The 18182-nt window shown below is 36.5% G+C and carries 18 protein-coding genes; 12 read left to right on the top strand and 6 right to left on the bottom strand.

All coding sequences use genetic code 11. The features are described from left to right. Nucleotides 1-146: 146 nt before the first annotated feature. The 3 genes from cccA to N0O92_RS16255 all read left to right on the top strand — a co-directional run bounded on the left by cccA (nucleotide 147) and on the right by N0O92_RS16255 (nucleotide 2478). The gene (gene cccA / locus N0O92_RS16265) at nucleotides 147-521 is read left to right on the top strand and encodes a cytochrome c550 (RefSeq protein WP_315615715.1); all 375 of its coding nucleotides are present in this window, start codon (nucleotides 147-149) and stop codon (nucleotides 519-521) included. Between the two features lie 128 nt (nucleotides 522-649). Beyond that, the gene (locus N0O92_RS16260; protein ID WP_315615714.1) at nucleotides 650-1360 is read left to right on the top strand and encodes a tRNA (adenine(22)-N(1))-methyltransferase; all 711 of its coding nucleotides are present in this window, start codon (nucleotides 650-652) and stop codon (nucleotides 1358-1360) included. Continuing rightward, on the top strand, nucleotides 1357-2478 hold the full coding sequence (locus N0O92_RS16255) for a Nif3-like dinuclear metal center hexameric protein (protein WP_315615713.1): 1122 nt from the start codon (nucleotides 1357-1359) through the stop codon (nucleotides 2476-2478). The genes N0O92_RS16260 and N0O92_RS16255 overlap by 4 nt, the downstream gene beginning before the upstream one ends. Before the next feature lie 74 nt (nucleotides 2479-2552). On the opposite strand, the gene N0O92_RS16250 is transcribed toward N0O92_RS16255, so the two are convergent. From N0O92_RS16250 to vrrA, 3 genes are all read right to left on the bottom strand, one after another. Next, nucleotides 2553-3497 carry a 4-hydroxy-3-methylbut-2-enyl diphosphate reductase gene (locus tag N0O92_RS16250; protein ID WP_315615712.1) on the bottom strand — a complete coding sequence of 315 codons (945 nt, stop codon included), beginning with the start codon at nucleotides 3495-3497 and terminating at the stop codon, nucleotides 2553-2555. Nucleotides 3498-3656: 159 nt separating this feature from the next. Continuing rightward, on the bottom strand, nucleotides 3657-4151 hold the full coding sequence (locus tag N0O92_RS16245; RefSeq protein ID WP_315615711.1) for a CarD family transcriptional regulator: 495 nt from the start codon (nucleotides 4149-4151) through the stop codon (nucleotides 3657-3659). A 136-nt stretch (nucleotides 4152-4287) separates the two neighbouring features. After that, nucleotides 4288-4926 (bottom strand): VrrA/YqfQ family protein, encoded by a 639-nt coding sequence (vrrA, locus tag N0O92_RS16240; protein WP_315615710.1) that lies wholly within the window; start codon nucleotides 4924-4926, stop codon nucleotides 4288-4290. Between the two features lie 252 nt (nucleotides 4927-5178). Here vrrA and N0O92_RS16235 point away from each other — a divergent pair, with 252 nt between their 5' ends. After that, nucleotides 5179-6537, top strand: coding sequence for a DEAD/DEAH box helicase (locus tag N0O92_RS16235; protein WP_315615709.1), 1359 nt, complete (start codon nucleotides 5179-5181; stop codon nucleotides 6535-6537). 20 nt (nucleotides 6538-6557) lie between these two features. Further along, the gene (locus N0O92_RS16230; RefSeq protein WP_315615708.1) at nucleotides 6558-7451 is read left to right on the top strand and encodes a deoxyribonuclease IV; all 894 of its coding nucleotides are present in this window, start codon (nucleotides 6558-6560) and stop codon (nucleotides 7449-7451) included. A 225-nt stretch (nucleotides 7452-7676) separates the two neighbouring features. Here N0O92_RS16230 and N0O92_RS16225 read toward each other — a convergent pair whose 3' ends face one another. Continuing rightward, nucleotides 7677-7940 (bottom strand): DUF2624 family protein, encoded by a 264-nt coding sequence (locus tag N0O92_RS16225; RefSeq protein WP_315615707.1) that lies wholly within the window; start codon nucleotides 7938-7940, stop codon nucleotides 7677-7679. Nucleotides 7941-8120: 180 nt separating this feature from the next. Between N0O92_RS16225 and N0O92_RS16220 the strand changes: the two genes are divergently transcribed. The 3 genes from N0O92_RS16220 to N0O92_RS16210 all read left to right on the top strand — a co-directional run bounded on the left by N0O92_RS16220 (nucleotide 8121) and on the right by N0O92_RS16210 (nucleotide 11190). Then, on the top strand, nucleotides 8121-9248 hold the full coding sequence (locus N0O92_RS16220) for a two-component system sensor histidine kinase NtrB (RefSeq protein WP_315615706.1): 1128 nt from the start codon (nucleotides 8121-8123) through the stop codon (nucleotides 9246-9248). Nucleotides 9249-9568: 320 nt separating this feature from the next. Next, nucleotides 9569-10321, top strand: a complete 753-nt coding sequence (locus tag N0O92_RS16215) for a metal ABC transporter ATP-binding protein (RefSeq protein ID WP_315615705.1) — start codon at nucleotides 9569-9571, stop codon at nucleotides 10319-10321. Beyond that, nucleotides 10321-11190 carry a metal ABC transporter permease gene (locus N0O92_RS16210; RefSeq protein ID WP_315615704.1) on the top strand — a complete coding sequence of 290 codons (870 nt, stop codon included), beginning with the start codon at nucleotides 10321-10323 and terminating at the stop codon, nucleotides 11188-11190. Before N0O92_RS16215 ends, N0O92_RS16210 begins: the two co-directional genes overlap by 1 nt. 106 nt (nucleotides 11191-11296) lie before the next feature. On the opposite strand, the gene N0O92_RS16205 is transcribed toward N0O92_RS16210, so the two are convergent. Both N0O92_RS16205 and ppx read right to left on the bottom strand, forming a co-directional pair. Next, complete coding sequence (locus N0O92_RS16205) at nucleotides 11297-13423, bottom strand: RNA degradosome polyphosphate kinase (RefSeq protein ID WP_315615703.1); 2127 nt, start codon at nucleotides 13421-13423, stop codon at nucleotides 11297-11299. 61 nt (nucleotides 13424-13484) lie between these two features. Beyond that, a complete protein-coding gene (gene ppx, locus N0O92_RS16200; RefSeq protein WP_315615702.1) occupies nucleotides 13485-15044 on the bottom strand; it encodes an exopolyphosphatase in 1560 nt (519 codons plus the stop codon). Between the two features lie 149 nt (nucleotides 15045-15193). Here ppx and N0O92_RS16195 point away from each other — a divergent pair, with 149 nt between their 5' ends. From N0O92_RS16195 to N0O92_RS16180, 4 genes are read left to right on the top strand one after another with little or no spacing between them, the layout of a single operon-like run. Further along, nucleotides 15194-15964 carry a metal ABC transporter ATP-binding protein gene (locus N0O92_RS16195; RefSeq protein ID WP_315615701.1) on the top strand — a complete coding sequence of 257 codons (771 nt, stop codon included), beginning with the start codon at nucleotides 15194-15196 and terminating at the stop codon, nucleotides 15962-15964. Between the two features lie 2 nt (nucleotides 15965-15966). Next, on the top strand, nucleotides 15967-16833 hold the full coding sequence (locus N0O92_RS16190; RefSeq protein ID WP_315615700.1) for a metal ABC transporter permease: 867 nt from the start codon (nucleotides 15967-15969) through the stop codon (nucleotides 16831-16833). A 21-nt stretch (nucleotides 16834-16854) separates the two neighbouring features. After that, nucleotides 16855-17688 carry a metal ABC transporter permease gene (locus tag N0O92_RS16185; RefSeq protein ID WP_315615699.1) on the top strand — a complete coding sequence of 278 codons (834 nt, stop codon included), beginning with the start codon at nucleotides 16855-16857 and terminating at the stop codon, nucleotides 17686-17688. A gap of 13 nt (nucleotides 17689-17701) precedes the next feature. Further along, a complete protein-coding gene (locus N0O92_RS16180) occupies nucleotides 17702-18127 on the top strand; it encodes a Fur family transcriptional regulator (RefSeq protein WP_315615698.1) in 426 nt (141 codons plus the stop codon). The last annotated feature ends 55 nt before the right edge of the window (nucleotides 18128-18182 follow it).

The raw sequence follows: 18182 nt of genomic DNA, 5'->3' as shown, positions 1-18182 counted from the left end.
GAAAAAGAGTGACAAAAAAAGCAAAACTTAAAAGATCCCTTTTCTTTATGGACAATATCAAGTAGAATGAGAAGGGAATCTTTAAAAGCGTCTACATAAGTTTGACGATAAGTGTGATCCGATATTATTTAAAGGAGGATATGATAATGAAAGGAAGACCATTATTACCATTTGCTATTACTGCTATTGTTGGAATTTTGCTTATGGTAGCACTTTCATTTGTTGGGCTAGATCAGCGTGCTCAAATGAATGCTGATCCAGAAGAGGCTGAAGAAGTAGAAGAGTTCGATGACCCTGTTACTGCTGGTCAAGAACTTGCTCAGCAATCATGTATTGGCTGTCATGGTGGAGATCTTGGTGGAGCATCAGGTCCTGCACTAACAGCGCTTGATGGTAAATATTCAGTCGAAGAAATTGCTGATATTATTACAGGCGGTTACGGAACCATGCCAGCTATTACAAACTTAAATGATGTTGAAGCGGATGCCATTGCTCAATACTTGTTAGCTGAATCGGAATAAATACAAAGACGAGAGTGAATATTGAGCTCTCGTCTTTTCTATATACTCATCTTAGAGTTCACAAAGGATAAATAAGGTAGATGAGGAAATAATGATAAATAAAAATTGATACATAATTAGGTGATGATATGAATGAGAGGCATTTGTCAGAAAGGTTAATAAGAGTGGCGAATTATGTACCAAAAGGAGCAAAGGTTGCTGATATTGGGTCAGACCATGCTTATTTGCCATGTTATTTATGTTTAGATGATCCAGAATGTACGGCCATTGCAGGTGAAGTCAATGAAGGTCCTTTTCAGTCAGCAAAAAAGCAAGTGGAAAAGTCGGGCTTAGCTGAAAGAATAGATGTGAGAAAAGGAAATGGGCTTGAGGTGCTAGCTCCCAATGAAGTGGATACAGTGACGATTGCAGGAATGGGAGGAAGTCTTATTTCCACGATCCTTGATGAAGGAAGGGACAAGCTTGAAGGAGTCAAGACTCTCATTTTACAGCCTAACGTATCGGCACATATTATACGAAGATGGCTACGTGAAAACGGTTGGCTTTTAATTGCTGAGGAGATTCTAGAAGAAGATAATAAAATTTACGAAATTCTAATTGCTAATCGTGGTGATGATACATATTTATATGAAGAACATACAGAACAAAAGATATTGCTTGGTCCTTATTTAATAAAAGAGGCCAATTCTGCGTTTCATAGAAAATGGCAAGAAGAGTTAAAAAACTGGAAGCGAGTCTTAGCTCAGTTTGAGAACGCCAATGCCAATGAACAGGTAGAACAAAAAAGAAGGGAACTATTAAACCAAATTAGTATGGTTGAGGAGGTATTAGTTCAATGACTAAATATATAAATGGTCAAGCTTTGATCCAACATTTTGAATCATGGTCACCTAAGTCACTTGCTGTTGAGGGAGATAAAAATGGGCTAATGATAGGAACGTTAAATAAGGAAATAAAAAAAGTAATGGTGGCTTTAGATGTACTAGAGGAAGTAATAGATGAAGCGATTGAAAAGTCGGTTGATTTAATTGTGGCTCATCATCCATTGCTATTTAGGCCGTTAAAAAAAGTAGATGTAGATACACCTCACGGGAGAATTATTGCTAAAGCTATCAAACATGACATCACTATTTATGCAGCTCATACAAACTTAGATATAGCTAAGGGTGGAGTCAATGATATGATGGCTGAAGCACTTGGATTGAAGCAGACAGAAGTGCTAGCACCGACCATGACTACATCTTTAAAAAAAGTGGTGGTGTTTGTTCCGAAAACACATGTAGAGGAAGTAAGAGAGGCGCTTGGGAATGCTGGTGCAGGGCACATAGGAAACTATAGTCATTGTACATTTAATAGTAATGGACAAGGAACCTTTAAACCTGAAGAAGGAACCAACCCCTTTATAGGAGAAAAAGAGACGCTTGAATTTGTAGATGAAATGAAAGTAGAAACCATTATACCGGCTCACCTTCAAAATAAAGTGATCAAATCAATTATAAAAGCCCATCCATATGAAGAACCAGCTTATGATATCTATCCTTTAGATAATAAAGGAGAAGTTCTGGGCCTAGGTCGAATTGGAAAATTAGAAACGGCTATGCCATTAGGTGAGTTTGCTGAGCATGTAAAAAAAGCTTTTGGAGTTAAAGGGGCTAGAGTGGTTGGAGACTTATCTGCAAATGTACAGAAAGTGGCCGTGCTCGGTGGAGATGGAAATAAATATATGAATGCAGCAATCTATAAAGGAGCTGACGTCTTTGTGACAGGAGATGTCTACTATCATGTTGCGCACGATGCGATGATGGATGGATTACATATTGTTGATCCAGGGCATAACGTAGAAAAAATTATGAAACAAGGAGTAAAAAGATTCTTTGACGATTTTCTAGAACAGTCTAAATACGATACGTCTGTGATTGTCTCAGAGCCTAATACTGACCCGTTTCAGTTTGTATAGAGAGATTGTAATCATACCAACTCCATACAAATAAGACTGTTCCTTTGTCAAAAGGAACAGTCTTATTCTTACATCTAATTTTTAACCTTAACTTTCGGTAATATTTTTTGCAGGGACACTTTCCGTTCTGGGTTCCAATCTGAATTCAATTCAGGATCGTAGTTTTCTAAGAAGGAAATCACTTCTTTTGTAATGGGTGTAGGAGTTGATGCGCCGGAAGTAACACCAACCGTCGTCACGCCTTGTAACCAATCTTGCTGCAATTCTGTAATATCACCAATGCGATATGCCTTTGTTCCCGCTATTTGTTCTGATACTTGTGCTAATCGATTGGAATTATTACTTTTAGGGTCACCAACGACAATGACAAGATCACACTCTTTTGCTTGCTCAGCAACTGCTTCTTGTCTAACTTGAGTCGCCAAGCAAATTTCATTATGAACTTCAGCACTTGGATACATTTCCATCGCTTTTTTCATAATATCGCTAACGTCCCATTGACTCATCGTTGTTTGATTCGTAATGATAATTTTGTCTGTTTTTATTTGTAAATTTTGTACATCTTCAGTTGATTCGACAAGGTGAACTGCGTGAGGTGCGACTCCAATAGCCCCTTCAGGTTCAGGATGTCCTTTCTTACCAACATAAATAATTTCGTATCCTTGTGCTACTTGCTCTTTAATTAAATCATGTGTACGCGTGACATCAGGGCAAGTCGCATCAACAACGGTGAGTCCTTTTTCTTTCGCTAGTTTACGAACTTCTGGGGATACCCCATGAGCAGTAAAGATCACAGTTCCTTTATCCACTTGCTTAAGAATTTCTAATCGATTTGGACCATCTAATGAAATGATTCCGTCTTCTTCAAATGCATCCGTAACATGCTTGTTATGGACAATCATTCCTAAAATATAAATGGGTCTTGGCAAGTCCAAGTTTGCAGCAGCTTGCCTTGCTAAAACCATTGCATCAACTACGCCGTAACAATACCCTCTTGGAGAAATTTTCTTTACATTCATTGGTTGCCTCCTATTAGTAAAGACTAGAGAACGATTTATTTAGACAATGACTAAACTAAATCAGGGAGAAAAACAACAGCAGGCTGTCTCTTGAATAACTCGAGACAGCCTTGTTTTCCTGCTATATAGTATAATGTAGTTTCTTTCAAGTGACAATGCTTACGCTTGTTTTAACTCAATAAGTGCATCATCAATAAATTCATAAGCTTGCTCCTCAGTCATATCATTTACGAGGACAAGTTCACTAGCAATCATTTGTCGAGCTTTCTGTAAGTGATTACGGTCTTGAATATGGAGGCCGTTTGCCCGTTCTGTTTGCTTTCTTGAAAGAGATGAAATCAAATGAGCTGCATCAATAATGCTTCCACTCTTTAAGAGATTTTCGGTCTCACGAGAAAAATGACTTGTAGATGGCGGAATATCTGGTCCGTTTTGCAGTGCGTCTACAAGTGAATCTAACTCTGATTGGTCTATTATCTTACGCAAACCAGAATCATTAATCTTGCTTTCTGGAAGCATAAGCTTCACATCTACGAGCGGAAAGTTAAGGATAAAATAAGAATGCGTTTCACCTAAAACATCCTTTTCTTCAATATCTTGAATTGTTCCTGCACCGTGATATGGATAGACAACGTGGTCACCAACTTTAAACATGGGCATTCCTCCAATCGAGTAGTAACCATAGTATAACATAAAAAAATACAAAAGTAAATTTTACTATCATTGTGCGATTCTTGTCAATAAAAAAATTGCATAATGAATAATCTACTTTAGTTTTTCTCATTATTGGTTAAATATACAATTTTGGGCCAGGAATTCCTTGAATGTTTTTAGGTTTGAAGGAAGCTGGGTGTCTGGATTTACTAACTTGATTTTCTAAAGAGGAATTAGATATTATCTGTTGAGATATTTGATTATTGTCGTGATCTGTATCGTCTATTGTGATGGGGGATTGAATGTGATCTTCGGTTTCCTCAATTGCAACAGGAGTTTGAATTTGCTCTTGCTCTTGTTCATTTGGTTGCATCTCACTAGAACTGGCATCCGAATTATTATTCATCATGATTTTCCATAGCGCGGGTGCATTACGGATAAGTGGTCCATACTGTTGAATCATAGGAACAACTTGATGAGTTAATCCTAATACTTTTTGGGCATTGGTTAACATGGTAGTGAAATTCATCCCTCCACCAGCTGCAGCAGCTGAGGGAAGACCGCTCATCATAGGACTGGCAGCTGCTGCACTTTGGGCACCACCACCAAGACCACCGAGTAACCTTGAAAGAAGGCCTCCGCCTCTCAATGCCTGCCCTCCTGCTCCTCCTAACATGTTGGCTGCTTGAGGAGCTCCTTGCGAGAGCATATTGGCAGCTTGACTCATTCCTTGCATAGGCATGGAGCCAAACGGGGGTCCAAAAAATGGTTGCATGAGTAAGTCTCCTTTCCTAGTATAAACAGATTTAGTAAGTGTACAGTCTCCTAATTTTGGGGAACATAAAAATAAGATACGTAAACTCTTATAACAACTATATGCAAATGAAGAGAATGCGGTGAAAAAAAGAGTAAAGAGATCATGAAAAGAAAAGGATTTTAATTAATAGTGTGAGAAATAAGCAAAATACGACATTATATGATAAAATGAAGTATTGCACAAAGGCATCGGAAGGAAGTTGAATGTTACATGAAATCAGAAAATTTTAAGCGATTTGAACTTAAGCCTTTTCTATTAGAGGCTTTAAGTGATCAAGGGTTTACATTACCTACAGAAATACAAGAAAGACTCATTCCGGCAATACGAAACGGAAGAGATGTTATCGGACAATCTCAAACAGGAACAGGGAAGACACTTTCCTTTTTATTACCAATTCTTGACCGTATTAATCCTTCAGTTCAGGAAGTACAAGCGGTCATTACAGCACCGACCCGTGAACTTGCTGGACAATTATTTGATGAATTAAAAAAGCTCTTACAATTTTGTCACGAAGACGAAATGATTCAGGCGAAACTTTTAGTTGGGGGAACAGATCGTACACGTGCGAGCGATAGTTTGAAAGTACAGCAACCTCACATTGTTGTCGGAACTGCGGGAAGAATTGGGGATTTAATTGATGATCAGGCCTTGCAAGTGTATACGGCCAATATGCTAGTAGTGGATGAAGCTGATCAAATGCTTGATATGGGCTTTATCGCTGATGTAGACAAAGTGGCATCTCGGATGGCTGAATCGTTACAAATGATGGTCTTTTCTGCAACGATTCCAGAAAAGCTTCAACCTTTTCTAAAAAAATATATGACAGATCCACGTCATGTCCAGGTAGAACCAAAGCATGTGACTGCAACGAAAATTGAGCACCGTATTGTTCCGCTTAGACATCGTGAGAAGATTCAATTTGTAGTCGATATTGCCAAATCAATAAATCCTTATTTAGCTATTGTCTTCACAAATACGAAAGAACAAGCTGACGAAGTAGCGGATGCAATGCTAGCCGCAGGTCTAAATGTAGAACGGCTCCACGGTGGATTGCAACCTAGACAACGAAAGCAAGTGATGAAGCATGTTAAAGAAGTGAAAGTACAGTATTTAGTTGCAACAGATTTAGCTGCACGTGGGATTGATGTGAAAGGTGTTACGCATATTATTAACTTTGGCTTACCAAAAGATTTAGATTTTTACATTCATCGTGTAGGACGGACTGCTCGAGCAGGTTTAGACGGGATCGCCTATACTATTTATGAAGATCATGATCAGCAGGCAGTCGAAAAGTTACTGAAGCGTGGAATTACGTTTACATATTATGATTTCAAGCAAGGTAACTGGACTCAACTTGAGCGTGCACCACTCGGTGTACCAGGGAAGAAAAAAACGACTCGATCTACAACAGAAACAAGTCAAGCAACATCGAAACCAAAAGAGCAAAAAAGAACCGGTGGAAAAGCAGTTGCAAGACCAAAAAGTGTCAAACCTGGCTATAAGAAAAAAGCGAAATTCAAAAAAGCAAAAGAAGATCAAAGACAAAGAAGAATCAATAAGAAAAAGTAAGGTTATAGGAGAGAGAAATAATGACGGTGAAACTTGGATCTCATGTTTCTATGAGTGGAAAAAAGATGTTACTTGGCGCAAGCGAGGAAGCAGCGTCTTATGGATCAAACACGTTTATGGTTTATACAGGTGCGCCACAAAATACAAGGCGTAAAGCGATTGAAGAGTTGAACATTGAAGCTGGTTTGCTTCATATGAAAGAAAACGGAATGGTCGATATTGTTGTTCATGCTCCGTATATTATTAATATCGCGAATACAACAAAACCGGAAACGTTCGAACTAGGTGTACGCTTTTTACGTTCAGAGATAGAAAGAACAGAAGCTCTAGGGGCTAAGCAAATTGTTTTGCACCCAGGCGCCCATGTTGGAGCTGGTGCAGAAGTCGGAATTCAAAAGATCATTGAAGGTCTTAATGAAGTATTTGAAGAAAAACGTGATGTGCAAATTGCATTAGAAACGATGGCAGGAAAAGGATCAGAGTGTGGTCGTACGTTTGAAGAGCTTGCCACTATTATTGATGGAGTCACACACAATGAACGGCTATCAGTTTGCTTTGATACTTGTCATACACATGATGCGGGCTATGATATCGTTGAAGATTTTGATGGGGTACTTGATTCTTTCGATAAAATTATTGGAATCGACCGTATTAAGGTTCTTCATATTAATGATAGTAAAAATGAACGAGGAGCTGCAAAAGACCGCCATGAGAATATTGGGTTTGGTCATATTGGTTACAAAGCCTTGCATTATATCGTTCATCATCCTCAACTTAGTAATGTACCTAAAATTCTTGAGACTCCTTTTGTCGGGGAGGATAAAAAGAACAAAAAAGCACCTTACAAACATGAAATTGAAATGCTTCATGCAGGAACATTTGATGAGAATGTAAAAGAGAAAATGATGAATTAAATGTATTCACAGAGATTGTTGTTATTGAATCTCCAGGACTATAGTGGACTGAGCGGAAAGCAAGTGCCTGAAATGGAACGGTTCCGTGTTTAAGAATAATTAATGAAAACAACCAAAAAAGAAGCAGAAGAATTTCTTCTGCTTCTTTTCGTACGTTTAATAAATTATGTGTAATAGCAATCTAACTCTTAATTTTCTTAAATGATATCTCTAGTAGCAGAAGTTCTACAGGTACTGACTAAATTGCTGAAGCAATTGTTGAATGACAGAAGACACATAAGGATCTACTTCTGTTTGTAGACGTTGAATCATTCTTTGCACCTGTGCTTGATTGGCTACGTCAATCTGCTCTGATCTAATAATAGAAATGACTTTCTCGGCTTGTTGTTGAGTAAGTTGAATGTTGTACTGATTAGCGAGATTTAATAATTCACCTGGTGTTAACGAATTGATCTTATTATTGACTAATTGTTGCATAATGGCATTCACAAAAAAGCCCCCCTTAAGTAAGTAACATAATGACAATGTATGAGATGTTTTAAGAAAATGTGCAGAAAAAAAGGAAATCTTGGTAGACTTATCGAATAAAGGTTTTTAAAGGAAAAATAAGGGGATTCAATTTTTTAAGAAATGTCATTAATTGCTACAAGAAGAGGGGGGTGGGGCCTTATGGATAATAAGCACCTAGATGAACAAATAGCCCCAGGAAGGATTAGCTCTATGCCTATGGATTCTTCGGTAACAGGTCATACTTCGACAGCTCGTTCGTCCATACTTACGGAGAAAAAAATGATTGAACAACATCTTCTCATCGAGGAATTAGGTATTCCTTTTTTAAAAATCAACTTAAATTTACATATATTGAAATGGAATCACTCATTTGTAGAACTTACAAATATGAGTGAGACAGAGTTACGAGTTTATAATCTGGAGGAATTGAGTCTTGATAATTCAATTATTTACTTTAGTTTGAAACTTGTTCAAGAAGCTTTGGTGTTAAAATGCAAACAGATAGCTGATTTTGAAGATGATGATTTATTATATCGTGTAAGGGTGATCCCTTTTGAGGCAGATAATATGATCTACCTTCTGTACGAAGACCGGTCACTTCAAAGGCAATTTGAAAACTTACTAACGTTTCATCATCAAATGGAGGCAGTTTCTCATATAGCGGCTGGAGTGGCGCACGAATTGCGGAATCCTTTATCTGTTATAAAAGGGTTTATGCAATTGGCTCAGCTAACGAATGATCACCAAAAGTATTACGATACCATTATGTCAGAAATGAACAGAATGAATGGAATTCTTGAAGATTTTCTATCTGTATCTAGAAAAAAAATGGAGCGAAGATGGCAATCACCTGTGCAGATTATGAACTCGCTAGTAGAAATTATGAAAGCAGAATGTCTTCTTCATGATGTAGAATTTTCATTACATTTAACAAATACGAATAAACAAGTTTACGTAAATGAATCTATGGTTAAGCAAGTGATGTTAAATCTTTTGCGAAATTCAGTAGAAGCCTTTGGAGAATCGAATTCCAATCGAATTCTAACTATAGAAACATCTGTTGAAGACGAAATGTACATGATTCAAGTGAAGGATAATGGCAAGGGAATGCCTGAATCAGTATTAAATCAATTGGGTAAACCTTTTTTTACTACGAAGGCAAGAGGGACGGGGATTGGTATTCCATTATGCAAGAAGATTATTGAAGATCATGGAGGAAGTTTCCATGTGGATAGTACGTACAGTATTGGGACGAACGTAATTGTTTCGTTGCCTTTAGGAGAGTAAGGATCTGACCCTCAGTGGTTCAGGTCTTTTTTATTTTGTTTGTAAAATTTGTTATCGAAAATATGGGAATACATTTACAACCTTATAAATTACGATTATAATTAAGATAATAAAAGTTTACTAAGGGAAACTTTTATGCCCTGTCCTAATTTAGCACATTTTTTTAACTAGACCATAGTATGTTGTGATGATTGAATTTACGATCAATTAAAAGATACAGGTGTCCAGTTGTTGCTTTTAAAAAACCAAAGGAGTTTTTTCTCAAAAAAAGTTGCATCATTGCAACATGAGATACTTTGATTCGATTGGAGGAAAAGCTAATGACCAATGTTTTAGAAGTAGAATCGCTATCTGTATATTATGAGAATAATCAAGCAATAAAGGATATTAGTTTTCAAGCGGAAAAAGGCAAATTAATTGGGATTGTCGGACCGAATGGTGCCGGTAAATCAACATTGATAAAAGCCATTCTAGGCTTAGAAAAAGCAAAAGGAAGCGTTTCTGTACTTGGAGAAAAAGTGAAGGATGTTAGAAAGCAAATTTCATATGTTCCTCAACGTAATCAAATTGATTGGGATTTTCCAGTTTTAGTAGAAGATGTGGTGATGATGGGACGTTTCACGCACATCCCTTGGTATAAAAAAGCTGGTAAGGAAGACAAGGTTATTGTTGCTGAATCTCTAGAGAAAGTCGGAATGCTAGATTTTCGTAAAAGACAAATTGGAGAATTGTCGGGAGGGCAACAGCAAAGAGTCTTTATAGCGCGTGCTTTAGCTCAACATGCTGACTTATTCTTTTTAGATGAACCTTTTGTTGGAATTGATGTTACATCAGAAGAGATTATCATTAATTTACTTAGACAGATGAGAGACGAAGGAAAAACGGTTTTGGTAGTCCATCATGACTTAAGTAAAGTTGAACAATATTTTGATGAGCTTTTATTAATCAATAAAGAGTTAATTGAATTTGGGACAGTCAAAAACGTCTATAAACCAGACATACTTTCAAGAACGTATAAGGGAAGTATTACTTTGTTTGGCTCGAATGAGAATATAATGGTGGTGAGTGAGTAATGGAGAACATTACAATGTTCATTGATCAAGTAATGCGATATTCTTACTTACAACAGGCATTAATAGCAGCCATTTTGGTAGGAATCATTTGTGGTGTAATCGGGTGTTTTATTATTTTAAGAGGAATGGCTTTAATGGGTGATGCCATTTCTCATGCTGTTTTACCCGGGGTTGTTATTGCCTACATGATTGGAGCTAGTTTTTTTGTTGGGGCCACTATTACCGGAGTCTTAACAGCATTAGCTATAGGGTACGTATCGCAAAATAGCCGAATAAAAGATGATTCGGCAATAGGAATAATGTTTACGGCTGCCTTTGCTCTTGGTATCGTCTTGATTACAGGACTTCGTGGAACAGGGGTTGACCTCTGGCACATTCTCTTTGGAAATGTACTCGCGGTTTCAAGATCGGATTTAATGGTGACTGTGGGAATTGGTGCTTTTGTATTACTTATGATTGTCATTTTTTACCGTCCGCTTTTGCTTAGTACATTTGATCCTGTAATGGCTAAGGCAACTGGAGTGCCTGTTCAACTTGTTCACTATTTATTAATGCTCCTTTTATCTTTAGTAACGGTCGCTTCACTAAAAACAGTAGGGATAGTTCTTGTAGTAGCTATGCTCATAACTCCAGGGGCAACGGCTTATCTACTAACGGATCGTTTACCGGTTATGTTATCCTTGTCTGCTTTTTTTGGAGTCATCTCAGCCATCGTAGGTATGTATTATTCAGTCATATATGATGTAGCTTCAGGTGCATCCATTGTATTAGTCGCTTCAGTGCTGTTTGGTTTAGCGTTTTTCTTTTCACCAAAGCAGGGAGTTTTAACAAGAAAATGGAGATCAAGAAAGGTGCAAAAAGCATTATAAGCATGAAGAAAAACACCGGGCAATTATAGGAGGGCACTGAAAAAGGATGATCTTCACCTTTTTCAGTGCCCTCAAGCTATAGCCTGGTGTTTTCTTTTATTGGCATTTATTCTTCGATCATAGTAGAGCGCGAAGCCATTTCATGAAACAGAAGTTGACTTTGTATCGGTTGTTGGTGGGAAGTGCGTTCTATATATTTATAACTTCCATCCGCATTTTGCTTACGAGACTTTGTATTGTCTTGTAACGTAATCGTTAAAATCTCTTTGACACGTTCTTTGTTTTTCATGCTAATAATGGGAAATAGAATTTCAATTCTTTTTTCCATGTTTCTTGTCATCCAATCGGCAGAAGATAAATAAATTTTTTCATTTCGATTATGATGGAAATAAAAAATACGACTGTGTTCTAAAAAGCGATCAACTATACTTAACACTCTTATGTTGTCACTTACTCCTTTTATTCCTGGACGTAAACAACAGATGCCGCGAATAATTAGATCAATTTTGACACCAGCTTGTGAAGCTTCATAAAGTTTTAATATAATTGGCTTATCTGTTAAAGAATTCATTTTCGCAATTATTCTACCATTTCCGTTCTTACTATGACATTCAATTTCTTCATCAATTAATTGAAGGAATGTTTCTCTAATTTCGAATGGAGCTGTTGAGAGGTAATGCCAATGGGGCTTTTCACTATAACCACTCAAATAATTAAAGAAATTTGTCGCATCTACCCCGAATTTTTCATCTGCTGTAAAAAAACCAAGATCCGTATAAAGCTTAGCCGTTGAATCATTATAGTTTCCTGTACCTAGGTGAACAAAACGTTGAATCTGGTCTTCTTGGTGACGAACAACAAGAGTAATCTTACTATGGGTTTTTAATGATGTGATTCCGTATATCACATGAACCCCTGATTTTTCTAATTTCTTAGCCCATTGAATGTTATTTTCTTCATCAAATCGAGCTTTTAATTCCACGAGAACAGTGACTTGTTTACCATTCTCAGCTGCTAGGGCTAATGCGTGGATAATGGGAGAATCTCCGCTAACACGGTATAACGTTTGCTTAATGGCTAACACGTTTGGATCTACGGCAGCTTTTGTAATAAAATCAATAACTGGTTGGAATGATTCATAAGGATGGTGGAGAATCATGTCACGTTTTAATATTGCTTGAAAAATATCCTCTTCACCGATTAAATCTTCAGGAGTTTGTGGGACAAGTGTTTCATTAGCTAAGTGCTCATGGTCTGAAGCAAGTTGACTGTAAAGTTTAAAAAGAAAGCTTAAGTCTAGAGGTCCCTTTAATGAATAAACATCATTTTGGTGAAGCTCAAGAACATCAAGTAATAAGTTTAAAACTCTCTGATTCATGTGACCTTCCTGCATTTCTAACCGAACAGCGGCTCCCCATTTACGCTTTTTTATTTCTTTTTCAATTTCACTTAATAGGTCCCGAGCGCCTTCTTCATGTATGGTCATATCTGCATTCCGCGTAATCCGAAAAGGTGAAACTGATTGAACTCTAAAGCCAATAAATAAATCATCGATAAAATGACTGATCACGTCTTCTAATAAAATAAACTGCTCATTTCCACCCTTTTCAGATGGAAGCTTAATATATCTCGTTAAAACTGCTGGAACCTGTACAATAGCCAGTTGGTCTTTATCTTTATCCTGATCAATTTGATTTACTTTTTTTAACATGACAGCTAGATTTAGACTCTTATTTAGAAGCATCGGAAATGGTCGATATGCATCAATGGCCATCGGTGTTAGCACCGGAAAAATATAATGTTGAAACCTTTCCTGAAGGTATTCGATTTGCTCATCATTACACTCTTCAATAGATAAAAACTGAAAACCCTCGTGATAGAGCATCGGAATTAACGTTTCCGTATAAACAGTATCTTGAAGGTGTACGAGTAAATGGTTTTTTTCCGATATATGTTTTAACTGCTGTTTTGGAGTGAGACCTGCTTTATTTTCCGGACGGCTATAACCTGCTTTTACTTGGTCTTTTAAGCCGGCAACACGAACCATAAAAAATTCATCTAAATTGGAACTGAAAATAGCTAAAAATTTTAACCTCTCTAAGATTGGATTTCTTTCATCAATTGCTTCCTCTAAAACACGTTCATTAAAAGCGAGCCAACTTAATTCACGATTGTTATAAAAGGTTGGGTTATGAAGGTCAATGTGCTTTTGAATTAGATTATCCTTACGCATGGGACTCAACCTCTCTGTTAAATTCTACGTTTCATTTTAACAGTTGATTGTAAATTCTATGTTAAGAATTTGTATTCAGAACTTCTAAAGGAACGTATCTAAATTCGATTGGATAATTAATAGCCCGTTCTAAATGTTTCTTGTTTTTAGTAGCTTGTACATCCTCAAAAAATGCATCATTTTGAATATGCAATTCGATAGAAAGGCCTTTATCGTTTTCTGTAACATCTCCAATAGTTGTAACGACTTTTCTTCTTGTACGGTCTAGCGAGTAAGCTAACTTCAGGATAGAACCTAAAAATTCATAGTACTTTAATTCTTTTTTTGAGATGATTTTGTTAAACGTTTTTGCGTAATTTTGCATACGATTCTTTGATTTATAAGAAGATATGAGTGCTATGGCTAAGCGCTCTTTATGTGATAACCCTTCTATTGTCATATTGGTTAAAAGGTAAAATGTATTCTCGCTACTAGCTTCATTATTTATATATTCACCAATATATAAAAGTCTGGCACTTTGGTTTAATAATGCAGCAGCTTCTTGCTTGCTATGATGTAGTGGAATATAGTCGTGTAGTTTAAGGTAAAGTTCATTTGCAAGCAAAGAAATATGATTAACGTGTTCAACATTTAACTCATAGCTGTTAGACAGTTGATACAAACTCTCCTCTACAACGTTAGGGAAGCGTGACGTCTCCATCGTCTTTAATAGTTCTTCGTAAAAAACACCTTCTCGAAGACCTTTTCTACTCATGATGAACGTATTTGCATTAACTTGGTTAACAATGGCTGTAATAACTTCAGCAGCAGGTACAATGATATCAACACGATCTTTAGATAATCCGTCAAGATTTAGGCGTTCTTCAACTGACAATTGTTGTAACATCTCATTTAATTCTTGTAATTCGTTTCCTGGAAATTCATATTGATGAAGTCCAGCTAAAGGATAATCGTTTTTTCTTTGATGAATTAAAGAGAGATTTCTCGCACTCCCACCAATGCCGATAACTGGATAATGCTTATTTTTGTTTAACCAAGGAAGTTTGTTTAATTGTTCCTTTATATATTGATTTAATAATGCAAGGCTTTCATGTTGAGATTGTTCGCCACTGAAAAATTGTTGATGTAACGTAATAGCCCCAAAAGGAAAGCTGTGATAATGTTTTAATTCGCGATTTTCAAATAACGTAATTTCTGTACTACCACCACCAATATCAACCGTAAACCCATTTTCAATGCTAGTAGAGTTGATGACAGCTAAATAACCATAAAATGCTTCTTCGTATTCAGATAAAATCCGAATGTCAAATCCGATTTTCTCTTTCACTAGTTTAACGATTTCTTTTCGATTATTGGCTTTCCGCATGGCAGCTGTTGCAATAATCGTCACTTGAGTAACTCTGTGGAATTGAATGACATCTTTGAAACGCTTTAGTGTATCCAAGACAGTTTGAATTCCACTTTTAGAAAGATTCCCAGCATCATCAATATGGGCACTTAAACGAGCGACAATTTTAAAGTTATGTAATTCATTATAATATCCATTGCTGTCAATTTTATTTATAACTAATCGAATGGAATTCGACCCCATATCTATGATCGCAACTTGCTTATTTAACATAACCCTACACCTCTACTTTTCCCATGATAAGTAAGTAAATTATAGCAAAAATTGTTACCTGTGCCTAAAGGTAGACAGAATGAAAATAACCTTTATAATAGGTAAGGACTCTATAAATCGGAATTATTCTTAACAAAGGGGGAATACGAATGAATTCACCTAAAATAACTGAAGCTGTACTAATAAAAGATATTACTTTTCAGTATGGTAATCAAAAAGTTTTAGAAAATGTATCATTACAAATAAAAAAAGGTTCTTTTCTTGGATTAGTGGGTCCGAATGGTTCAGGAAAATCAACATTAATTAAATTGCTTTTAGGATTATTGCCCATTCAATCTGGAGAAATAAAAATGTTTGGGGAACGTGTTTCAAAGTTTAAGCAATGGGAAAAAGTTGGGTTTGTTTCACAAAAGGCTAATAGTTTTAATTCTGGTTTTCCGGCAACTGTTTTTGAAGTTGTTTCTATGGGCTTATATGGAAAGATTGGATTATTACGGTTTTTAAATCGACAACATAAACAGTTAGTTCGAGATGTCATTGCACAAGTCGGTATGACCGATTTTATCCATAAAAATATTGGCGAATTATCAGGAGGCCAACAGCAACGAGTATTTATTGCACGAGCTCTTGTTAGCCAACCTGAGTTGTTAATACTAGATGAACCGACAGTAGGGGTAGATGCTTCTAGTGTTAAGCAGTTTTATGACATGCTAGACCAATTAAACAAGGAAAAAGGAATTACCCTTTTGCTTGTGACCCATGATATTGGGGCAATGACAGATCATGTCACCGACGTAGCTTGTCTAAATAAGACACTTCATTTCCATGGAAATACAGCAGATTTCGAGTCAAATCAAGATTTATCAGCATTTTACGGGCATGATGTTCACCTTATTACCCATAACCATGGAGGACATTAAGAATGTTAGAAGCGTTTTTACGGTATGAGTTTTTACAAAATGCCTTTTACTCAGGAATGTTGATTGGGTTACTTGCTCCGATGTTGGGTGTCTTTTTAGTTGTACGTCGATTAGCTTTAATTGCAGATGCTCTATCTCACATTACTTTATCAGGAATTGCAGCAAGTTTACTTCTTGCTAAACATGTTGCTTTTTTTCAAGGACTTAATCCCTTGTATTTGGGATTGGTTTTTTCAGTTGGAGGCTCACTCTTAATTGAACAACTAAGAAGTGCCTATAAGTATTACAAAGAAATTGCTATTCCTATTATTTTGTCTGGTGGAATAGGGCTTGGGGTTGTATTTATCTCACTTGCTGATGGATTTAATAATGATTTATTTAACTATTTATTTGGAAGTGTCATTGCTGTTAGTCGCTCTGATTTATGGACAATTAGCATTATCACCGTAGTTGTGTTAATGGTCTTACTTTTATTTTATAAAGAATTATTTTTTCTTTCCTTTGATGAGGAACAAGCGATTGTTTCAGGGATAAACCGTAAATTGGTCAATTTTATTTTTATTATCATGGTGGCCTTGGTCATTGCGGCTTCTATGAGGATTGTAGGCATACTTCTTGTATCGGCTTTAATGACATTGCCAGTAGCCGCGGCCATGAGATTGGCAAAGGGCTTTAAGCAAATGTTTTTCTATTCCATTGTGTTTGGTGAAGTGGCAGTAGTAACAGGGTTAATCACTTCTTTTTATTTAGATTTAGCACCTGGTGGAATGATTGTGATGATTGCTGTCTTGATATTGCTTCTTGTCATTGCTTTAGAGTCTGCCTTTAAGAAATATCGTGAATTTGGAAAAATTCAGCCAAGTAAATAAAAGGATAGGGGCTCTGGAAAGATGGATTTATTATCGAATATGACTTTTATTGAGAGAGGAATTTTAGCAGGAATCATTATTGGTTTAATTGCACCTGTTGTAGGTTCTTTTTTACTTGTGCGTAGAATTTCTGTTGTTACAGAATCAATTTCACATATAACACTGACAGGAATCTCAGCAGGGGTTTTTTTAGGTACGGTAGGTCCGTTGTTTCAGTCAATTAATCCAATGTACATGGGTGTTGTTTTTGCGTTAATCGGTGCGTTAATAACGGAACGTTTGAGGGATATGTATCGTCATTTTCAGGAATTAGCTGTTCCCATTATATTATCGACTGGAATAGGGTTAAGTGCGATTTTTATTAGTCTTGCTCGTACGGGTTATACAGAGTGGTATTCTTATTTATTCGGTAGTATTGTAAGTGTGACAATAAGTGATGTACAATTTATAATATTCACTGCGATTGTTGTATTAGTCTTGATTTGTCTATTTTATAAGGAATTTGTTCTCATATCCTTTGATCAAGAATATGCGCAAGTGTCAGGTGTTTCTATGAAGGTTGTAAATTTTATCTTTGCCTTGTTAATTGCTATGGTTATTTCCATGTCAATGAAAGTAGTTGGAATATTGCTAGTAGGGGCTCTTGTTGTTATTCCGATTGCAACAAGTATACAAATTGCAAAAAGCTTTAAGCAATTAATTCTTTTTGGCATCGTCTTTGCCGAGATGGCGATATTGCTTGGCTTGTGTTTCTCATACCAATTTAATATTGCAACAGGTGGAATGATTGTGCTTATTAGTTTGATCATATTAATGATGATCTTACTAGCGAAAAAAATAAAGGTCTTGAATTGAATGGAGGGCTAACATGGATGTGCAAGAAGCAATGGAGCTCTTGAAAACGAAAGGTTTTAAACACACTGGGAAAAGGGAAGAGATGTTACATTTTTTTGCAGATGAAAAACGTTACTTATCGGCAAAGGATGTACTTGAACGCCTACAAAGTGATTATCCAGGAATGAGTTTTGATACGATTTATCGAAATTTGTCTTTATTCACAGAACTTAACATATTAGAAGAAACAGAGCTTGAAGGAGAGAAACGCTTTCGTTTTAGTTGTTCAACAACGAACCACCATCATCATTTAATCTGTCTAGATTGTGGAAAAACAAAACATATTGAAAGCTGTCCAATGGATGCCATTCACCAGCAATTTCCCGATTTTCAAGTGACGGGTCACAAATTTGAGATTTATGGGAAATGTCAAACATGTGCTGAACAAAAAACGGTGTAGCTGTTGGTATTTTTTGAAATACATGAATTAAGTCAGTTGTTCCATCCTAAGTGTA

The organism is Alkalihalobacillus sp. MEB130 (assembly GCF_032335535.1).
Lineage (GTDB): Bacteria > Bacillota > Bacilli > Bacillales > Bacillaceae_D > Halalkalibacter.
The sequence above is the reverse complement of the archived record's forward strand: the minus strand, read 5'-3'. Positions and strand labels throughout refer to the sequence as shown.